The sequence below is a fragment of the Gracilimonas sp. genome, assembly GCF_014762685.1.
Taxonomy (GTDB): domain Bacteria; phylum Bacteroidota; class Rhodothermia; order Balneolales; family Balneolaceae; genus Gracilimonas.
On record NZ_JABURM010000005.1, the window covers coordinates 1,617,752 to 1,639,611 of the forward strand.

Annotated in this window: 14 protein-coding genes and 1 tRNA gene; 4 read left to right on the forward strand and 11 right to left on the reverse strand. The window is 40.9% G+C overall.

From position 1 onward, the window contains the following. Positions 1–20: 20 nt before the first annotated feature. Positions 21–1,454, reverse strand: coding sequence for a pyruvate kinase (gene pyk / locus HUJ22_RS07395; protein ID WP_290875764.1), 1,434 nt, complete (start codon positions 1,452–1,454; stop codon positions 21–23). Positions 1,455–1,559: 105 nt separating this feature from the next. Between pyk and HUJ22_RS07400 the strand changes: the two genes are divergently transcribed. Continuing rightward, a complete protein-coding gene (locus HUJ22_RS07400) occupies positions 1,560–2,987 on the forward strand; it encodes a GWxTD domain-containing protein (protein WP_290875766.1) in 1,428 nt (475 codons plus the stop codon). A 225-nt stretch (positions 2,988–3,212) separates the two neighbouring features. Here the strand turns inward: HUJ22_RS07400 and HUJ22_RS07405 are convergent, their stop codons facing one another. From HUJ22_RS07405 to HUJ22_RS07415, 3 genes are all read right to left on the reverse strand, one after another. Continuing rightward, positions 3,213–3,536, reverse strand: a complete 324-nt coding sequence (locus HUJ22_RS07405; protein ID WP_290875768.1) for a GIY-YIG nuclease family protein — start codon at positions 3,534–3,536, stop codon at positions 3,213–3,215. A gap of 307 nt (positions 3,537–3,843) precedes the next feature. Continuing rightward, positions 3,844–5,307: a SusD/RagB family nutrient-binding outer membrane lipoprotein gene (locus tag HUJ22_RS07410; RefSeq protein WP_290875770.1), complete on the reverse strand. Its 1,464-nt coding sequence runs from the start codon at positions 5,305–5,307 to the stop codon at positions 3,844–3,846. 44 nt (positions 5,308–5,351) lie between these two features. After that, complete coding sequence (locus HUJ22_RS07415) at positions 5,352–8,639, reverse strand: SusC/RagA family TonB-linked outer membrane protein (RefSeq protein WP_290875772.1); 3,288 nt, start codon at positions 8,637–8,639, stop codon at positions 5,352–5,354. A gap of 199 nt (positions 8,640–8,838) precedes the next feature. On the opposite strand from HUJ22_RS07415, the gene HUJ22_RS07420 reads away from it, so the two are divergent. Next, positions 8,839–10,266, forward strand: a complete 1,428-nt coding sequence (locus HUJ22_RS07420) for a GWxTD domain-containing protein (RefSeq protein WP_290875774.1) — start codon at positions 8,839–8,841, stop codon at positions 10,264–10,266. 149 nt (positions 10,267–10,415) lie between these two features. On the opposite strand, the gene HUJ22_RS07425 is transcribed toward HUJ22_RS07420, so the two are convergent. Together HUJ22_RS07425 and HUJ22_RS07430 are read right to left on the reverse strand one after the other, a co-directional pair. After that, entirely contained in the window at positions 10,416–10,685 is a 270-nt protein-coding gene (locus tag HUJ22_RS07425; protein WP_366871019.1) for a GIY-YIG nuclease family protein, read from the reverse strand. Between the two features lie 54 nt (positions 10,686–10,739). After that, positions 10,740–10,812 (reverse strand) — tRNA-Met (locus tag HUJ22_RS07430). Between the two features lie 118 nt (positions 10,813–10,930). Here HUJ22_RS07430 and rocD point away from each other — a divergent pair. Together rocD and HUJ22_RS07440 are read left to right on the forward strand one after the other, a co-directional pair. Further along, positions 10,931–12,157, forward strand: coding sequence for an ornithine--oxo-acid transaminase (gene rocD, locus HUJ22_RS07435; protein ID WP_290875776.1), 1,227 nt, complete (start codon positions 10,931–10,933; stop codon positions 12,155–12,157). A gap of 175 nt (positions 12,158–12,332) precedes the next feature. Then, positions 12,333–13,748 carry a GWxTD domain-containing protein gene (locus HUJ22_RS07440; RefSeq protein ID WP_290875778.1) on the forward strand — a complete coding sequence of 472 codons (1,416 nt, stop codon included), beginning with the start codon at positions 12,333–12,335 and terminating at the stop codon, positions 13,746–13,748. Positions 13,749–13,962: 214 nt separating this feature from the next. Here HUJ22_RS07440 and HUJ22_RS07445 read toward each other — a convergent pair whose 3' ends face one another. The 5 genes from HUJ22_RS07445 to HUJ22_RS07465 all read right to left on the reverse strand — a co-directional run bounded on the left by HUJ22_RS07445 (position 13,963) and on the right by HUJ22_RS07465 (position 21,858). Beyond that, a complete protein-coding gene (locus tag HUJ22_RS07445; RefSeq protein ID WP_290875780.1) occupies positions 13,963–15,435 on the reverse strand; it encodes a hypothetical protein in 1,473 nt (490 codons plus the stop codon). Positions 15,436–15,453: 18 nt separating this feature from the next. Then, complete coding sequence (locus HUJ22_RS07450; protein ID WP_290875782.1) at positions 15,454–18,549, reverse strand: SusC/RagA family TonB-linked outer membrane protein; 3,096 nt, start codon at positions 18,547–18,549, stop codon at positions 15,454–15,456. A 564-nt stretch (positions 18,550–19,113) separates the two neighbouring features. Beyond that, positions 19,114–19,797, reverse strand: a complete 684-nt coding sequence (locus tag HUJ22_RS07455; protein WP_290875784.1) for a hypothetical protein — start codon at positions 19,795–19,797, stop codon at positions 19,114–19,116. Between the two features lie 82 nt (positions 19,798–19,879). Next, positions 19,880–20,323, reverse strand: a complete 444-nt coding sequence (locus tag HUJ22_RS07460; RefSeq protein WP_290875786.1) for a Calx-beta domain-containing protein — start codon at positions 20,321–20,323, stop codon at positions 19,880–19,882. A gap of 47 nt (positions 20,324–20,370) precedes the next feature. Further along, complete coding sequence (locus HUJ22_RS07465; protein WP_290875788.1) at positions 20,371–21,858, reverse strand: RagB/SusD family nutrient uptake outer membrane protein; 1,488 nt, start codon at positions 21,856–21,858, stop codon at positions 20,371–20,373. Positions 21,859–21,860: the final 2 nt, after the last annotated feature.

The following is a 21,860-nucleotide window of genomic DNA, read 5'->3' on the forward strand; positions in this document are numbered from 1 at the left end:
TTATGCTTTAGGGAAATTCCTTATTCAATCGTACTAACTTTTATCATGTTAGTACGTCCGCGTTTGGCAATAGGCATTCCGGTAGCTACAATAATCCGGTCTCCATTCTTAACCATGCCGTTATCTTTCAAATAATCTTCCATAATTTTAACGCTTTGGTCGGTATCAAAAAGTTCATCCAAACGTACGGAGTATACCCCCCAGATAAGATTTAACTGTCGGCGCACTTTTTGATTTTCCGTAAATGCTACAATCGGCACCTGCGGCCGGAATTTTGCAATTCTTCGAGCCGTATTTCCGGAATGGGTAATGGTGCTGATTGCTTTAGCTTCAACATTATCAGCAATGGTAACACAAGAATACGCCAGTGATTCAATAACCTGCTTTTCTTTCCATTCCGGTTTACGGTAACCAAGGCTGTTATACAGTTGCGGCCGGTTATCCTCAATAGACCGGCAGATCCTGTCCATCACGTTAACGGCTTCCATCGGATAGGCGCCTGCGGCTGTTTCACCTGAAAGCATAACAGCATCGGTGCCATCCAGTACTGCATTGGCTACATCAGAGCTTTCAGCACGAGTTGGACGGGGATTGGTAATCATCGAATCCAGCATCTGAGTTGCTGTAATTACCGGCTTACCTGCCATTCGGCACTTTTCTATGATCATTTTTTGCACAACCGGAACCTGTTCGGTGGGTATTTCAATTCCCAAGTCTCCCCTTGCAACCATAATTCCATCCGCTTCTTCGATGATTTCATCAATCACCTCCAGCGCTTCAGGTTTTTCGATTTTGGCGATAATAGCAGCCTGACTGCCCGCCGCACGTACCCTGGAGATGATATCCCGAACATCTTTCGCCGTACGAACAAATGAAAGAGCTATTAAATCAACATCCTGCTTAATGCCAAATTCAAGGTCTTTGATATCTTTCTCGGTTAGAGAGGGAATGGAAATACGGACATTCGGAAGGTTTACCCCTTTTCTTGATTTTAGCATACCGCCAACCACCACTTTAGCCTGCAAAGAATCCGGATATTTCTCGGTAACTTTAAATTCAAGCAAACCGTCATCCAATAAAATTGAGTTGCCCGGCTCTGCTTCATGAATCAGGCTTTTATAATCTATGGGAATTATTTTGTCAGTTCCTTCCACATCTTCAGCAGTAATTTTGATCGTTGAACCGGTTTCCAATTCCTGCCCACCATCCTTCATTTGGCCCACTCTTATTTTAGGGCCTTGCAAATCCATCAATACCGGGATACTGTACTTATATTTTTTTGCTGCTTTTCGAATATTCTTGATAACCTGAGCATGGTCTGAATGTGTGCCATGAGAGAAATTGACCCTCGCAACGTTCATTCCGTGTAAAAGCAGGTCTTCAATCTTTTCCTGAGTATTACAGCTTGGACCTATGGTACAAACAATTTTTGTTCGTCTCCTTGCAGAAATCATAAAGAGTGGTTATTTAAGTAAGTGAGTACAATTTAATGATTAACTAAAGATAGGTTAAATGTTGCAATCATTGTGAATTGATTTTACAAAAAATGAGGTCACATTATGAGGATCTTTAAAGTTCAAATTCCAGCCATTTTAATTGCCTCAGGTTTTTCACTGATCTTGACAGCCTGTTCAAATACTTATGTGGAAGACATCAAGAGAGGTTCTACATATGATTATCAACCCGGATTACCTGAGCTTTGGTTTGAACCATCAGGGACCATCACATCAGAGGGACAACCAAAGATGAAAATAGCCGGTGCAATTCCTAAAAACAGCCTTATTTATAAGAAAGTAGATGGAATACTTACCGCTTCTATCAGTATAAATATCGAAGTTATCAATACTACAACCAACGAAACGTTTTCAGATTCATTCGCTTCTGATATTTTGCAAGGCGAAGTGAATAACTCGTTAAATGAAGAGCTTTATAACTTCTACAAAGAATATAATGTGAAAGGCGGATATTTTGATGTGATTGTTTCCGTTATGGATCAGGCTACCGGAAAACTAACCGTAAGGCAGGCGAAAGCTCATATTCCAATATTGGAAGATGGAGTGAGGAATATCACCAGCATCCGTTTGCTGGCTAAACAGGATCAAACTTCAGGTAATTTTGTACCTGTTCCAACCTATGATGTAAACCAAACAGCAGATAGTCTGAAATTTGAATTTCAGGTCGCAAATACTTCTGAAGATCGATCTCCCCTTATATTTAATGCCAGGCTTATCAAGTTCAAAGCTGATACAAGTATTGCAGCACCGATGACCTATACCAATCGCTCAGCATCCAGTATTGAATATAAGGGTATTGACCTGAGAGATTATGAGGTAATTCAAAGTACACAGCGACAGTTATCACAGCCGGGCAATGTTACTGTAGAATTTGTATTTAATAATCTGCCTAAAGGAAATTATCGATTTGAAGTTGGGCAGAACCTCGAAGAAAGAAGCAAACTTTATAAAGCCCGCGATTTTTCTATCAAAGGAGATAATTACCCTTTGGTGCAATCTCCAAGGGAATTAGCCGAACCCCTGATTTACATCATGGAGCCACAAGAGTATGAACAACTGATGCGGATAAATTCAAATGATTCACTAAAAGCAACGGTTGACCGATTCTGGCTGACCAACATTCAAAATTCATCTTTAGCAAGAAGCGTCATTTCCTTATACTACCACAGGGTTGAAGAAGCAAACAAACTGTTTTCAAATTTTAAGGAAGGCTGGAAAACCGATATGGGTATGGTTTACATTTTGTTTGGCCCCCCCTTTTATCAAACTAAGAGTTTGAATGAAATCAGGTGGGCATATTCATATGACCTGAACGTACCCGAATACAATTTTATATTTAGGCGTAATAAATCCAGATCAGATGTGTACCCCTTTGAACACTACGTTCTACAAAGAGATAACGTCTATTTTCAACTTGAGTACAGAGTAAGGCAATTGTGGCTTTCAGGAGGAATTTTAACAGCTACCTTGTAATTGCTTTTGAATCAAATTTATGCAGGCTCCTATAGGGCCTTTGTGGAGTAAACTGTCCTCATATTATCTAAAATGTACAGGGGCATTGAAGGGTACCCCCGAAGAATCTTGCCTTTTAAGTGCAATCAATCCGTTCTTTAACATACCATGCTACTGCTAACATATCACGCAGTGTAAACTCCGAGGCTTCACTAAAGGCAAGGTTCATCGCTCCGCTCTGAATGACTAATTTGGAAGAGTTTTATTTGGTGGCCATTCTCCAAGAATATTTTTATTAAGAGAATTCCATTTAAAATTTCTATTTGTAATCAAATCCTCTTTCCATTTTCTACTCTTGCCTTTAATTCTCTTTTCAGCTTGAATAGCCTCATTCATTGTAGGAAAAGCTTCATACCAAACAAGAAGATAACAATGATACTTTCCAGCAAATGAATTTGAAGAACCACGGCTAAGGTAATGCTCTACAATTCTTCTTCTGAGATCATTTGTTACACCTGTGTATAACGTCGTCTTTTTAGGATTTGTCACTATGTATGCGTAAGCCTGCATAACTTAACATAATAAATTAGTCATTCTGAGGGTACCCCTGAAGAATCTTGCCTATTAAGTGCAATCAATCCGTTCTTTATAAATACCGTGCTACCGCTAACATTCCATGCAGTACAAAACCCGAGGCTTCACTAAAGGCAAGGTTCATTGCTCCGCTCTGAATGACTGTCAGCAGTTGTATCTATAAATTACAGAAAAACGAAAAAGCGAAGCTGTGTATAACATTCATAACCCTGAATACGCAGCAATAAAAAAGCCGCTCTGAAAACAGAACGGCTTTAAAAATTTACTTCAGTATGTTACTGAATTATTGATCCCACCAAACCGGAGTTAATGGTTCATCAGGACCTTGTGTACTAACAGCAGCATTGTAGTTTTCTGTGTTGTTAGATACTTCACTACTTGGATACGTAAAACGTAACGGTATCTGATTCAATACACCCCAAGGATTTGGAGTAAGAACAGGAAAACCAGTACGTCTCCATTCAGACCATGCTTCATATCCGTTCGGGAATAAAGCAATCCATTTCTGTGAACCAACCAGCTCTTCCCAGTTGTTAGTGTCATAAGCTACACCGGCTTGCGCAATGTAATTTGCAAAATCGGTGGCTTCATATACACCCCACTGATTCCAGGAAGCTTCGATACCTGCATAATAATGATCTTCAGCTACTCCGGCGATCCATCCGCGTTCCACGGCCTCAGCCTGAGCAAGCTCCATTTCTGCAACCGTAATAATCGGAAGTCCGGCATCCTGAATGCCAACACCAGGTCCACCGGCACCAATAGCGGCACCAGGGAAGGAGATCTCAGCATTAGGAGTGTCACCTGCGTTCTCAGCAAATGGCATACCTATTATCTCATTGAACTCTACTACACCATCGTTATCGCTGTAGTTTGGAGCAGGATTAGCAAAAACCAAAATGCGGCTATCGCTGATACCTTTCATGTAGTCAGCCATAGTTTCAGAGATCGCATAGTCCGTACGGGTTCTGAATCGTGTGTACCATGGGTTTTCATTATCAGCACTTGCCAGGTAAGGATACAATACGTCCTCTGTGATAACGCCGTCACTGATAGCATCAGCGAATTCGTTTTCAGCCAGAGTCAATGATGCTCCTGTGGTTTCTGATAATCTAAGTGCTGCCCTGGCTCTAAGACTATTAGCAAATTCGATCCATTTCTGCATATCACCTTCGAACAGTATATCACCGTTCACGGCAGCAGAACCAAGATCGATCTGATCAGCAGCTTCTTTTAACTGAGTAATGATATCTGTGTAGATATCTTCCTGCAGATCATAAGCCGGCTGAAGATTTTCTCTACCCTTAAGTGCTTCAGAGTAAGGAACCATCCCCCAGCGATCAGTAATCATTTGCAAAAAGTATGCCTTCAGTATTCGGGCAACGGCAATTTGATTGGCGTTACTACCACCTGAAAGAACGTCAGCGGCTGTTTCAGCGTTTGAGTTCAGATCAATGATGGTTTGCAAATCCTGAAGAGGACCAGTATACCAACCGTTAAAATCAGCGTTAACTGACCTATACTCCTGAGCTTCAGTATACTGCGTTTCTGTAATATACTGAACCCAGATTGTTCCCATAACGGCGCCTACTTTATCACTCATGCTGCGCTGAGCATTTGTAAGTAGTAGTTCTGTTCTAACCTGAGAAGGATTATTTGGATCAACGTTAACGCTTCCAAAGTCCTCACAACCTATGAACAGTCCCGTCAGTAACATAACAAGAACTAGTTTCTTTGCTGCTTTCATATAATTGTTATTTAAAAAATTCATAATAATCTGTCTCCTATGATTTAAAATCCAACATTGATGTTAAGTCCAAAGGAGCGTGTACCCGGCAGAGTACCACCTTCCCAGAATCCAAATCCGGTTGAATTATTCTGAATGGCTGAAGGATCAACTCCGTCAACACTAGAATAGATCAGCAATGGATTCATGGCAACCAATGACACACTTGCGCGGTTAACTGGCAATTTCTCAAGCATATTAGCTGATAAATTGTATGTTAACTCAATTTCCCGGAGCTTGATATAGCTTGCATCTTCCAGCCATAGCTCTCTATTATAGAATTGAGTACCAAAATAGGTCACGGCATCAACTAAGTATGCCACGTCATTTCCATTATTATCAACACCTTCAAGAAGAACTCCACCTGAGTTTGATCCAGCTTGATCCAACGGTATAGATGGACCTCCAATAGGATTACCATTAGAGTCAAGTAATGGGTCACGTAATGGATTTCCTAAGGTATTGTTTCCAACAGTCTCTGCAGTCAATCCAGAATAAGCTCCGAACATTCTTGTAATTGAATAGAACTTTCCGCCTTTTTGGAACTCAATGAACGCCCCAAAAGAGAAGTTCTTGTAGTTCACATCAAGGTTGAATCCACCATTCCAATCTGGAAGAATGTTTCCAAGGTCCTTATTGTACTCTAACTCATAACCTGTACCACTGGAGTTAATGATCGGTTTTCCATTATCATGATATAATGTTCCACCGGCATAACTAGAGGTAATAGCTCTACCCCATTCTTTTCCTTCTTCAGCATATAATTGTAAACCAAAATATGCACTTTCAAGAAGTCGGGTATCGATACCTTCGGCTAGCTCATCTACTACAGATTTGCTCTTAGCCCAGTTTAGATTGAAATCTACAGTCAGGTCTCTTTGTTCAACAGCAGTAGCACCTAATGCAACTTCCCAACCGGTGGTAGTAAATCTACCGGCGTTTACAAGGGTTGCGCTGTAACCACTGGATCCGGGAGCATCGAGCTGAAGGATCTCATTCTCGCGAACAGAGTTGTAATAAGTTACATCCGTTCTGACACGTCCATTCAGGAACCGCAGATCCATACCCAACTCATAGTCGGACGAAATAGCCGGCTCTAAATCAGGGTTAGATAGTACGTTTGGAATAGACTGTGTAGGCTGGCTGCCATACGGAGTAGAGCTGTTAAACGTTTGCAATATTCTGTATGGATCAAGGTCGTTACCTACCTGTGCAACAGAGGCTCTGATCTTACCAAAGCTCAGGATGTTCTGATCACTGAATGCGTCGAACTCTGTGAATACCAAACTACCGGACAAACCGTAGTAGAGGTAAGAGTTATTGTCTACAGGAAGTGCAGACGACCAGTCATTTCTCAAAGAAGCATCAATGTAAGCAAGATCTCTGTAACCAAGAGTTACTGTACCGAAAAGACTACGGACTTCTTTTTCTTCTTTATAGCTTGAAACATCAGGTCTGTTGATAGATGCATCAATATTAAAGAAGTTAGGTGTAGAAAGCCCTCCTACTGTCTGCTGGATAACAGAACTGTAGTTTTGGGTTAGGATGTTACCACCCAGATATCCTGATAATGAGAAATCCTCAAAATCTTTATTGAATTTAGCACCACCTTCGTAGTTCACTTCACGTCTTGAACGCTGTGCAATATAGTACCAGTCTTCTTCCAATCCACCGGTACCAATACGGTCTTCAGCAGTAAAGGAATACTGATCAAGGTGTAGCTTACCGATCAGCTCAAGATTGTCATTCACATTGTAAGAAAGATTGTAGTTACCGTAAACACGGTCTCTGTCATCATTCTGAACATTTTCATAAACGGTGAAATATGGGCTATCCCAATACAGCGGACGAAGGTTTGTCGCAGAACGGATATTCCATGACATGATAGTACCGTCTTCTGCACGGTAATGTTTCAGCTTATCCATGTCTAACTGACGCTGGAACCACTGATTCATCGACTGAACAGGGTTACCCTGAGCCGCAGAGTAACCAGTTGCCGGACGGCCTTTACCCTGAGTATTCACATAATTAAATGCAACACTTGAGGTCAGCTTGTTGTTGTGGTTCAATGAACCATTGAAGTTAACTGCCGTCTTGTCAAGGGTTGAATTTGGGAATACGCCACCTTGATTAGTGTTGGTTAAACCAGCACGGTAAGCAGCGTTGCTTGAACCACCGGAAATAGAAAGTTTATTAGAAACCCTTACTCCGGTATCATAGAAATTACGAATATTATCTTTGTTTGGTGTCAACGGTACTTCTTTACCGTAGTCACTTACTCCGTCACCATCAAAGTCAGCATCAAACCAAGACCACCATGGACGATACATACTTCCATCCATTTTTGGACCCCAACTTTCATCGGCAGCATAGTTCAAACCGTTGTAGGTTTGTCCGTCAGCCGGGTCTGTATATTGAATAAAATCCTGTGTATAACCACCTGCGTATTGATTCTGATATTCAGGCAAGATGTACACATTCTCAAAGTAGGTGCTGTTAGAATAGTCGATTCTCACCGGCTGATCCTCACCCATTTGGCCACTCTTGGTAGTAATAAGAATTACACCGTTTGCCGCACGGTTACCATACAAAGCAGATGCAGCAGCACCTTTAAGTACAGAAACGTTAGCAACACTGCTCAGATCAATATCAGAAGCGAGGTTACCCAAATCACGACCACGGGCACTACCACCGCCGGATACCAGGAATGAGCTGTTATCAACAGGAGTTCCGTCAATAACGAATAAAGGTTGTCCATCAGAAAGTCCGTTTACACCACGGATCCGGATTCTTTGCGAACCACCCATCGTTGGACTCTGAATAACCTGTACACCGGAAACTTTCCCGGCAAGTGCACCAACAACGCTGTTCTGGTCAATGCGTGCCAGGGCATCGGCATCAACCTCTTGAACGGAATAACCTAATGATTTCTGCTCACGGCTTACACCAAAAGCGGTTACCACAACATCCTCTAACATCTGAATATCTTGTGCTAACTCGAAATCAAAAGAGTTGTTATTTGCGTTTACTGTGATTTCACGTTCAATGGTAATGTATCCAACGGAACTTACACGAAATGTATAAGTACCATATTCCACACCATCAATAGTGTATTCACCATCAATATTTGTTGCAGAACCGGTTGATAAATCCGCGATATAAATCGCAACCTGTGGTATAGGTTCACCAGTTTCTGCATCAGTAACAGTACCAGTAACTGTTGTAGTCTGCGCAAATGCAGCTGAAACAGTTACCAAGACCATGAATAGACTGATTAGTAGCTTTTTTAACATACTAGGTCCCTTTTTAGTTAATTGTTTAATGAACCGTGATAATAATTAATAATATCGTTCCCATCAATAAATTTTATAACAATTATTTACATTTGAAAACCACTACACGGATCAAACATTTTTAAAAAATGAACTATAATAAATAGAAAGACCCTTTGTTTATAGTTACATTAGCGAAAAAGAACTCAATTATTGCATTATGACTGACAAAATTCATCTACTTATTGCAGGCCTTATACTTAGCACATTTTTGATTTTGTCCGGTTGCTCTAATACATACCATGATGAAATAGACCGGGGAGCAGGGTATGATTTCAGGCCGGGTTATCCCGAACTTCGCTTAGCTGCTACGGGATTTGTGGATGAATTCGACGATTCTTACATCGTGGTATCCGGTGATATTGTTTATGGAAGCTTGGTTTATTCCGGAAAAGACGGCATATATAAAGCTGATTTAAATATTGAAATTCAAATACTTGAGACTGAGAATAACAATGTAGTTATACGGGAAAACTACTCTGAAACTATTTCTGATGAAAACCGGAATATTGTAAACAGTCAGGATGTTGAAAGGTTTGAATATCAATATGAGGTATCGCCGGGAGAGTATACGGTACAAGTGATCGTTATTGATGAGACATCCGGCCGACAAACTTCACGGTCTACTAAAACCTCCATTCCCAATCCGCAGGATAGTAATTCTCATATCACTGAGATCAGGCTGTTAGGTAAAGATGCTTCCGGTAAAAACAGTGAATTTAATCAAGCTACCACCTATGATATTCCGTCCCGGCTTGATTCCCTGAAGTTTATTTTTCAGGTCACCAATAATAATCCCGAAGAGCCCATTGAGATAGAAACACGGCTGCTTAAATTCAAAGCAGACACCAGTGTGGCCCGGCCCATGAATTTTGTAAACTATTCTCCTTCTACTTTACCCTATGTTGGGATAGACTATGATGAATTTGATATCATACAATCTTCAAGCAGGAGACTCAACCAGCCGGGAAGTGTAATCATTGAACTTGCTTTTGAAAATCTTGCCAGGGGAAATTACCGGCTTGAAGTCACCTCAAATGAAGGTGAAGACAATGAGCTTTACAAGGGGCGGGCGTTTGGCATAAAAAGTCCTAATTATCCTTCTCTTAAAACTGCTGAGGAATTGGCCCGGCCTCTTGCTTACCTAATGAGTGATAAAGAATACGATCAAATCATAGCTATTAAAGATCCTGATTCCCTAAAAACTGCCGTTGACCGGTTTTGGCTCTCCAATATCAAAAATTCAACCATTGCCAGAAATGTAATTTCGATGTATTACCAAAGGGTTGAAGAGGCTAATAAACAGTTTTCCAATTTTAAAGAAGGCTGGAAAACGGATCCCGGTATGATCTATATTTTATTTGGTCCGCCATGGTACAATCAAATGTTTGGCGATAAGATGTACTGGTCGTATTCTTATAACAGAAATGACCCGGAAAAGAATTTCGTTTTTACACGAACAAAACTGAATACTAAGTATTACCCCTTTAACAATTACCTGCTCGAACGAGCAAATTATTATTACAGCATCCAGTATTCTCAAATAGAACGATGGCTTTCCGGCAGCATCTTGAACACAAACCTTTAAGTGAGTGTTTGTTATATATGCAAAATACAAAAAAAGCCTCCTGGACTGAATCAGGAGGCTTTTTTAAGTAGTGGCGGGCCCGCCGGCGGTCGGATGATAGTCGGATTCGAACCTGCGTCCGCCACTCGGCGGATAAGAGCCCGGCGAGCTTAGTTATATTTCTTCCGGACTTCTCTCCAAACATATTCTCGTCCTTTTGCCGACTTTAATTGTTTTTCTCTTTTTAAAGCTTCTTTCTTGGTTTCAAACTCTTCAGTGAACACCAACTCCCAGGGACGATATTTTATCGTCCATCCTTTCTTGCCTAATTTATTGTGCGATAAAAGACGCTGTTCCAGATTAGCAGTATATCCAATGTAGATCTTATTATGATCCGGTGAGTATAGTGTATAAACAATAAAAACATAATTCCCCGATATATGTTAGATATAAAAAAAGCCTCCTGAACTGAATCAGGAGGCTTTTTTAAGTAGTGGCGGGGGTAGGATTCGAACCTACGACCTTCGGGTTATGAGCCCGACGAGCTACCAGCTGCTCCACCCCGCGATGAGATTTACAATATACGAGTTATTCCTGATCGATATCAAGCTAAAGTTTCTATTTATTTGGTTCTTCTTTCATCTTATCATTCCCTATTTTCGGGCAAAAATTAAATTTCTTATTTATGATCACAAGCAAAAAAGCCATTGAATTAGAAAATCAATACGGAGCACATAACTACCACCCCCTTCCGGTTGTGCTGTCCAAAGGTGAGGGCGTATATGTCTGGGATCCAGAGGGAACCCGGTATTATGATTTTCTCTCGGCATACTCGGCCGTAAACCAAGGTCACAGCCACCCTAAAATTACAAAAGCGCTAACCGAACAAGCTCAAACATTAAGCCTGACCTCTCGTGCCTTCTATAATAATGTGTTGGGCGAGTATGAAAAATACGTGACCGAATATTTTGGCTTTGATAAAGTTTTACCCATGAACACCGGAGCCGAAGGGGTAGAAACCGCAATCAAAATTTGCCGAAAATGGGCCTATGAGAAGAAAGGCGTTCCCGAACAGGAAGCTCAGATCATCGTGCTTGAAAACAACTTCCATGGACGCACTACCACTGTCATATCCTTTTCCAATGATCCTGATGCCCGCAAAAACTTTGGGCCTTACACTCCCGGCTTCATCAAGATCCCTTATAATGATATTGATGCCCTTCAAGACGCTTTAGCCCAACCAAATGTAGCCGGATTTCTGGTTGAACCTATTCAGGGAGAAGCCGGCGTTGTAGTACCGGACGATGGTTACCTTTCTGCCTGTGCAAAATTATGCAAAGAGAATAATGTCCTTTTTATTGCCGATGAGATACAAACCGGAATAGCCAGAACCGGAAACTTACTGGCCTGCGATCATGAAAGGGTTAAACCCGATATGCTTATTCTCGGTAAAGCTTTATCCGGAGGAGCCTACCCGGTTTCTGCGGTGTTGGCTGATGATGAAATTATGGAAGTCATAAAACCCGGTCAGCATGGCTCTACCTATGGCGGAAACCCCCTGGCTTGTAAAGTAGCGATAGCAGCGCTGGAAGTTGTCAAAGATGAGAAATTGGCGGAGAATGCTCAAAAGCTCGGAGAAATATTCAGGATGGAAATGCAGAAACTGGCAGATGAGTCTGATCTTTTTCTTAAAGTTCGTGGCCGTGGATTGCTAAACGCCGTCATCATTAACGATTCTCCGGAGAGTGATACCGCCTGGCGGTTTTGTGTGGCTTTAAAAGACAACGGACTCCTCGCCAAGCCTACTCACGGGAATATTATTCGCTTTGCCCCGCCCCTGGTTATTACAGAAAAGCAGCTTATGGAATGCGTGGAAATTATTCGAAAAACACATTCCGGCTTTAAAAAATAGATCATCACCAGTAATTCAGTTCTGCTTTAAATGTATATCTATATCGCCTTTTATATCATAGGAGGAGGATAAAATTATATTTTTCCACATTTTATGGGTTGCCTAAATACTTTTTGGCAAAATTTATTGTTTTATTATATGTACTAAAACATGAAATTCCATTGCAGGATACCTTATGGCAACAAGATATTATCTTATATTATTACTTGTCTTGCCGATAGCTATTCCCGCATGTTCCAATTCTTATATAAATAAAACAGAGCGGGGAGATGATTTTGATTATAAACCCGGTTTTCCGGAGCTAAGAATAGCTTCGACGGCATATATTGATACTACAAATAAGGCACATATATTAGTATCAGGTGATATTGTGTACGGCAGCCTTATTTTTTCAAAAAAAGATGATTCATTAGAAGCCGATTTTAGCGTAATCATTACTGTAACCGAGGAAAGGAATAGTCAAGACCTCTACATAAAAGAAAGTTTTCGCGATACACTAAGAGCTGACACTGAGAATGTAATTTATAGTCAGGACGTATCTAAGTTTGAAAGGGACTATCAAATTGCCGCCGGTAATTATACGGTGGAGGTTCTTTTAATCGACAATAGTTCCCAAAAACAAATAACAAAAACTGTCACTATATCGGTACCGGATGCAGATAATACTGATTCTGCCATTACTAATGTTTCGCTGCTTGTCAAAAACTCTTCCATAAAAAACTCAGGTTTTACACAAGCCACCACCTACCATATACCTTCAAAATTTGATTCATTAAAGTTTCAGTTTCAGGTAATCAATAACAGCTCACAATCCGCTTTTAACTTTCAAATGCGTTTGCTAAAATTCCTCAGCGACACCAGCATTGCCCGGCCCCTCAATTTCAGAAATTATACTCCATCAAGCTTGCCATATGTGGGTATAGACTATGATAAATATAATATTTTGGAATCCTCAGTACGATCTTTTGGTCAGCAGGGAAATGTTATCATTGAATATAATTTTCAAGAGCTGCCAAAAGGGAATTACCGGTTAGAGGTACAATCAGAGGATAATCCGTCCGGGGAAATCTACAAAGCAATAGATTTTAGTATAAAAAGCCCAAATTACCCGGCTGTTAAAACCGCTCATGAGCTAGCAGCTCCCCTCTATTATATCATGGATGAAAGTGAATACGATGAACTGATGAAAATGGATGACCCTCAGGAAATGAAAAACACCATTGATCGTTTTTGGTTGTCCAATATCAAAAACTCTATAACAGCCAAAAACGTCATTTCGCTGTATTACCAAAGGGTTGAAGAAGCCAATAAACTTTTTTCAAATTTTAAAGCAGGCTGGAAAACAGATCCCGGCATTGTTTACATATTGTTTGGCCCTCCCTTACAAATGGATTCGTTTCCCGATGAAATGACTTGGTATTATTCCTATAACCGTTATGATCCGGAGAAAAGGTTTCATTTTGAACTGTCAAAAATCAGATCTAAATATTACCCGTTTTATAATTATTTGCTTGAGCGGTCAGGTGATTTATTTAATCCTCAATTAAACCAAATCAGAAAATGGCGTTCCGGAGCAATTTTACAGGATTAAAATTTAGCCTCGAAAATCCTTAATCAGTGTAACTGCACTTGGCTTTCTAAATTCAAATACAGAGTAAAGTATTTACCGTCTTCAATCCATAATACTGCAATTCCACTCTCCGGTTATTTATCAAATTTAATAGTTACCCGAAATAAAAAAAGCCGGCACTCTTAAACTGAGTGCCGGCTTTTATAATTTAGTTGATTAGAGAGTTAAGAAATTATTATCTCCAACCACCACTTGAGGTACCCTGACCATCAGCATTGTCAACACCGCCGAAGGTGTAGAATGGTTTCGTCATACCTAATACTTCAAGTGTGGAAGCAGGTATTGGGAAATGCAGAAGAGTACCTTCCTGCAGCTTGTCATACTTACGCATTTGGAAGAATTCCAGCCCCACACCGGTATTAAACTGCTCTACTAACCGCTCGTGGTGAATAGCTTTCCATATTTCTTCTTCTGTGGCTAATACCGGATCCATATTACCTCGACTGATACGCTCGCTATTGTCGATAACCGTTTTAGCAAGAACGTAATTTTGATCATGGTAATGTGATTCAGCTATGTACATATCCATTTCTGAAGTCGTGACTTCCCGAAGGTCTCCATCCCAACTACCAATGTAATAATCCGTACGGGAATGTCTGAAATTAGAGAAGAAGTAAAGCCCTCTTTCAGCCCTAAAGTTATTTGAAGGCAAATACTGAAAGTCTGAAAATAAGCGCTCATCTACCACATTAGCAGAATCAGGAGCCGGATAATCCGTCCCATCTGGATTATGTGCAGGGTATGTAGGATCCATCTTATTGATTACGTAATGATCCACACGTCCCCAACCCGGATTAACCAGGTAGTATCCACTATAGTTGTACCATAGGAAATCAGACGTTCCAATTACAATGAAATCAGAATCGATTCCATTCTGTGCATGGGTCCTTACAGCTGACCAGTCAACTGCCTGAGTCTCAGCCAGGTTTCGTGGAGCATTAGCCAGGAAGCGAGCTGCATAACTGTGCGCAAGCTTTTCCAGAAACACATTGTCCATGGTTGCTGTAGTCTGCATCATTGAAGAATTAAGTGAGAATGTATTGGCCTCACTAATTGTAATTACTTCATTCAGTTTTGCAACCGCATGGTCAATTAGCTCACCATAAGGCCGCAAAGTTGGATTACTGATTTCTTCATCAGTTGTATTTTCATCAACTATGTATCCTTGGTCAAACATTAAACCAATATAACCAATTGAAAGGGCCTGATTAAACTTCGCAAAGGCCTCGATCATGTTTGGGTTATCAAATTCAATGCCACTTGCCATAGCTTTTAGAACATCTGTAGCGGATGAATTTATGGAGTACATATCCTCAAATTGATCTTCAGTTACATAAGCATAACTGAAATTGGGAGAATTATCCCATGCCGGACGAGGTTCGGTACCCATTAGCTGCATCCCGGCATTACCCCAGGAAGCGGTGGCTGCATCAGCACCAACAGCTAGTGCCATTTGTGCTCCAAAATTATGGTTTCCAAGATAGAAATCCCGGTACAATCCATTCGCAAGTCCTTCTAAATCTTCACTAGAAGCAAGTGCTCGTTCAGTTTCCGGCTCGTTGAGATTCTCAACAGCCAGATCGGCACAACCTACCGTTAAGGTAAGCAGGCCTACTATCATTAAGTTTTTAATTCTATTAAGTTTCATAATAATCTATATCTGATTTTAAAATTTTAGAGACAATGACACTGCCATGTTCCGGAAATTCGGATAGCTTCCGGTTCCGTCATACGGGCTTCGAATAGAGCCGACTTCAGGGTCGTAACCGGAGTAACCGGTAAAAGTCAGCAAGTTACGGCCTATTGCAGAAATTGTCGCTCCTTTTAGAGCACCACCGGTTATAGTAGATAACTGATCTTGAGAGAAGTCATAGCTCAACGATACTTCACGAAGCTTAACATACCCGGCATCTTCTACCCAGTACGCGTTATTTGTGTTCACATCATAAAAGCGCTGATAATAGTTAAGGGTTTTCTTCTCATCATCCGGCACACCGCCCATGTCCATGATGCCATTACGGCTGTCACGGGTTAACCACTGGCTCTTACGGTTGTACACATCTCCGCCTTTCTTGATATCCAGCAACACATAGGCTGAAAATCCTTTAAACCGGAATGTATTTGAGATACCGGCTGTCCAGTCCGGACGACCATTACCAATCTGAACATAGGCATCATCTCCGTTTTCATCCAGAAGCTTAATAGGTGTTTCATCAACGGTTCCTTCCGTTCCGGCAGGGATCACATAACCGTCACTATTAATTTCATAATCATCAATAGTTTCTCCGGCAGCTAACTGATTAGCCATTACGTCGAGAGATTTCACCCAGTCATACCCATAAATGGCTCCGTACTCCTCGCCTTCACGAATATAGAATACACCGCCCGGTCCGCTTTGGTAGGGAGGTACCGTTAAACCTGTAATAGTTTGAGTAGAGGTAGACCATGTAACGCCTAAATCCCAGCTTACATCACGTTTGTTTATGAGTGAAGACTGTACATTCACTTCAAAAGACTCAGAATCAATGGTACCTGCATTCTGCCATTGTGAACTAAAACCGGCCACAGGAAGCAGAGGCACATTTAGGAACTGATCTGTTGTGGTAGACTGAGAGTAAATAAATTCAAAATCTACCAGGCTGGAAATTGTACCGTTAATGGCAAATTCAGTTTCCTTGGTCTGAGAAGGCTTGAGGTTTTTATTACCTAACTGTTCTTTAGAAGCACTACCACTTGATAATTCAAATGTTTCGTACTGCCATGCGAAGCCCGGACGAATACCGGCCGTTCCCTGGGCGGCACGAATCTTCAGCTCGTCTACGCCGGGAATATCAAAATCCTCAGTAATTCGATATGCAGCAGATATACGATAGTAATTATTCCAACGGGCGTCAGGACCAAATAAAGAAGATCCGTCACGTCGGAACATACCATCTATAAGATATTTATCATCCCAATCAAAAGATCCAATCACAAAATAATTTTCAGCTGCCACATCTTCCATATAAGAACCAGCACTAATGTTAGCAGGTGGCATTGCTTGAAATCGGGGTACATCACGGATTTCAAAATCATTTCCATTAGCATAGAAAGACTCATAATCCCTGTCTTCCCACAGATAACTCAGTGTTAAGCGTGAAAATAAGTCACCGAATTGCTGACGGGCAGTTAGCTTATGCTGTGAAGTTTTAGAGTCTTCTTCACTGGAATACTTGTATAAACCTCCCTCAGAATAAGCTATTCCCAATCCTCCGCCACCGGAAATTTCCCAGGTATCAAAAGGATCATACTCAGTATATCTGGTATTGTTATTCTCAATAGAATAAGAACCATTATACTGTAACCAATCTGTAAAATTCACTTGCAGATTATAGTTACCTAAAAACCGTTGTCGATTTTCCGTTCTTTGCTGCTTGTACACATTATAAAATGGGTTTTCCTCATTACTCCATTGATTATGACGGATGTAATATGGTTGTCCGTCAGGATGTTCCATTTTAAGTTGATTGTCAGGCTCCGCAAGAACAATATCAAAGAAAATGGTTCCACCTCCGCCCGGAGCATTCGAAGTAGATCGAACAATCAAATTCGATGCTGAGAATTTGATACGGTTTGTAATATCCCAGTCAGCATTTATACGGAAATTTTGCCGATCATAACCGTTAGTTTCAGGAATAATACCTTCTTGAGAATTATTTTCAAAAGAACTGAAAATATTGATCTTATCTACTCGTGTAGCTAAAGCTACGTAATTGGTATAATTCGTTCCATTCTGGAAGAATTCCTTTTGCGGGTCTTTAGTAATAGCAAATGGATTATCCATATAACCATCAGCTTTTGTAGCCCTGGTTCCAGTAACATCACCGCTATATCCTCCAGAGTAATCTCCGGGATAAGTTACGCCGGCATACTTAGTGTACTGTCCTTCATAATCTTGCCAGTCAGGAGCGAGTTCAAATGGATGGTGCATAGCCAAGTCGATGTAATTTTCCAACTGCTGAATACCAACCTCATTTCGAACGGTAACATCAATTTGTCCGTCAGCCAGATTATTTCCACGCTTTGTAGTTATTACAACTACCCCGTTACCTGCACGCGATCCATAAAGTGAAGATGCTGCCGCACCTTTAACTACCTCAATATTCTGAATATCTTCCGAGTTGATATCCGCCATGGTTCCTTCAAGAATAACTCCATCCACAATAATGAGAGGTTGAGAATTTGTGTTAAGGTTATTGTCACCACGGAGCTGAATTTGAGAGGCTCCACCCGGCTGTCCACTTGAGTTACGAATGGTTACACCGGAAACCTTACCGGCCAAAGATCCTGAAACAGATGTAGCAGGTACCCGGCTCAGCTGAGCTTCATCAACCTTAGATACTGAAACCGTCAGTTTCTTACGTTCGGTCTCACCACCTACCCCTGAAACGATGATTTCGTCCAAAAGACCAACATCAGGTCTCATTTCAAAATTTCTTTCATTGTCACCCGAAGAAATAGTGATGGTTTCTTCAATATTTGAGAAACCAACATAACTTACGCGAATGTTGTAGTCACCGGGAGTGATGTTTTCAATGGTATAATCACCATTAATATCTGTTGCTGCACCTCGTTCAAGCTCAACAATATAGATATTTACTCCTGTGAGTTCCTCACCAGTTTCAGAACTGGTAATTTTTCCTGTTAAGACCCCATTTTGTGCAAATGCTAAAGTAGAAGTAGCACACAAAACAAGAGTCATCATTAGTAGCTTTCTAAACATAAATGTCCTCAATGTTTTATTTTAATTTTTATGGCTTTTACTGAAACATGTATTAATAATGTACACACTCCCAAAAGCTGTGAAAAACATAACCAATACAAACTAGAAGTAAAAAATTATAAAAAAGAAAATTAATACAATATTCATCTATTTAATATGTTATTGGAAGTTAATGTTTTAACGCCCCTGAATTCCGCCAATTAAGTCCCTCATAATGGTTTGCACCCTTCCCTATTAAAAATTTTAATGTTTGTAAAATGAATTTTTATAGCGTGCTCACAGTTTTTTATCGCCATAATTAGAAAGCGTTATGATGGGAAGTTATTCAAATCCAGGTCCGCCAAACCCGGCCGGCTATCAAGCTGATCCACCCCGCGAGGAAAGCTATTGATATAGTGTTAATCACTATCCGGTATCGGAAGTAATTTCTTTCTTATTAAAACAACTTATGGCGAATGCCCACATTCATGTGCTTGACTTACTGGTGACTTAACAAACGAAATTACTCACCTTATAAGATCCGTTTCTGGCAGATCAACAAAAATAGTCGTCCGGGTTTTTGTTTTAGAGATTATTTATTGCAAAAGCCTGCATATCTAAAAAGGTAATCATTCGTTCTTTGATAATTGAACTGCTGGTAGAATCAGTTGGGTTAAGTATTGTACCATCAGGGTTTACAAATATATCCTTTAGGTCTATCGACTTTTTTAATAATAATGTTTCATCTTCATCACTAAGAGATACCGGGGTAAAAGTAAACGACTTTTGCAATGTTGGTGAAAATTTTAAATCAAAGTTTTTGTTTTTAAATGACCCCTTAATGATCAGCGAATAATTCTTTTCTTCACCAAAAAAGTCATCGTCAATAATGGGTGCATTATCTTTTACCGGCTCTAAAAACATAGAGTAACTGTTAAATGTAAAATTATCTGCGACGCCAAGTCCTACATCAATTACTAACCGCTCATTGGCAGCATTAAGGTCGTATGTAAATAAAAAAGTACTTACATCAGGTGAACTTTCCAGTTCTATCTCCTCTCCTGAAACGATAAAACGGTCAACTGAAAACTTAAAATCTGTAATAACAACATAATCCTCCCCAGAAGACAACGTATCTCCCAGGCTCTCTGTCTCAAAATACAAGGCCATTCGCTTTTCAATCTGAATGTCATTATCAAAAATGCTACACCCGCTAAAAATTGAAATGAATACTAACGTACTTAAAAATATAATAACTGTACTGCGCATAAGATGATCTTTAAAATTAAAAAAGCCATGCCTCATTTGAGGCATGGCTTTTAATATAAGAATTTATCTCAGTTAATTGATCTTATGATCCCTGGATAAATATAGTGGCCTGATCCAAGTTAGGAGCAGCGGTTACATCGCCTGAATCCTGTAAGTTAAGGATCAGGGTCTCTTCTTCACCTGCAGCCTGCGCACCATCGATCAGATCGATAGTAATGGAAGCAGAGCTGGTACCGGCAGCAATAGTAGCTGAAGTACCGTTCAGGGTGTAGTGAGTACCTTCTACGGCAGTAGAAGAACCATCTACAGTGAAGCTAACGTTAAGGTCAGCATCCCTCTGCTCGCCAATTAACTGAATGGTTACATCGAATGAACCATCAGCCTGATCCACTTCTTGCTGAAGCGTTTTGAATTCAAGCTGAGCCGGTCCGTCGTATGTTTTCTCTACATCGCCTTTGTCAAATAAGTCATCACAACTGACAAACAAAAGCGGAATAAGTAATGCTATAAGTATTTTAAGTTTCATTGGATAAAATGATTTTGAATTAATTTTTAATCGATAATCCGGTTTGATTATTCGTAACCAGGGTTTTCAACCAGCTGGTCGTTAACGTTTAGCAAACCTGATCCAAGACCGGCAAGAATTCTGTATGAATCTGCACGCATTTTAATTGATCCATCAGGATTTCTGATATCACGGCCTAATCGCTTAAGATCAAAGAACCGGTGTCCTTCAACGCCTAATTCTCTCATTCTTTCATCCAAGATCTCGTCTTCAAATGCCTGAAGATCTGCAAGAGCAGCAGCAGGAACAGCACCTGTGTTTCTGGCATCTCTAAGAGTCTGAAGTGGAGTTACACCGGCAGCCGGGCTGTTGGCATCTTTCGCTAACGCTTCTGCACGGATGAGGTACATTTCTGAAAGTCTCATCATTGGCATATCATCAACTGAGTTACCTTTTTCACCGCCAAACTTAACAATCGCCCAGCCATTTGTGTTTACCTGGTCACAACCGGTTGGTGAGGTCAAAGGATTCAACTGTGTAGTTGTACAGTCTTCATACCAACCTAAGCGATGGTCGCCTGCAGCATACTTGTCTATCAGGAACTGAGTAGGAAGCTGAGCAAGGAAACCGTCAGCCGTGTAAGTGGCTGGTCCGTTGTTTCCAAATCCTCCGCCTTCCGTATCCGGGTTAATTACGATTTTAAACAAAGCTTCCGGATGGTTTCCTTCGTTTTCATCGAACATATTGGCAACACCTGTTGCGGTAGTCTCCAATGCACCCGGGAAGTTATTGATAGCATTCTGAGCGGCAGTTGCTGCTTCAGCCCAGTTACCCGCATAAAGGTTTACTCGTGCGGTTAAACCATCAACGAATGCCTCGGTTACATAACGGTTGTCTGAATTAACACCGGAAAGGAGCGTCTTGGCAGTACTCAGATCATTCAGGATTTGGGTGTATACATCATCTACTGAGCTACGTGGTCTCAGATCTGCGTCTGAAAGATCCAGTGTAGGTTCAGTACGGATGATGATACCTGCATCCCAGTTAGCTTCAAGCTCACCTTGTCCAAAGTTACCCGGCTCATAGCCGTATACTCTAACCATGGTATGCATGGCAAAAGCGCGCAATGTCAGGGCTTCTCCTCTGTATAGATCAAGAGTCGCCGGATCATCGAAAACGTCAGGCTCAACTGCACCTATAATAAGGTTGGCATCCTGTATGATTTCATACAGACCCCAGTTATCCAGGTGAGTTGTACCCCCACTTGTACCAGTAGCCAGTGTTAAGGCCTGGAAACGGGTAGAGCCCGGTCGGTTACGTGTTTCATCTGTGAATGCGCTTGGAGCAACAAAGTACTCAGTCGTGAAATCGAAACTTTCATGTATTTTAGAATACATGGATGCTCTCAGGGCGTCAACACCTTCTTCACTGGTAAGTACTACCTCAGCTGAAACCGAGGTGGAAGGTTCCACTTCGTTTAACAAACTGTCACAGCCGGTAAACCCTACGAATAGAGTCGCGACTAGTGCGTATTTAAGTATTTTAAATTTCTTCATTT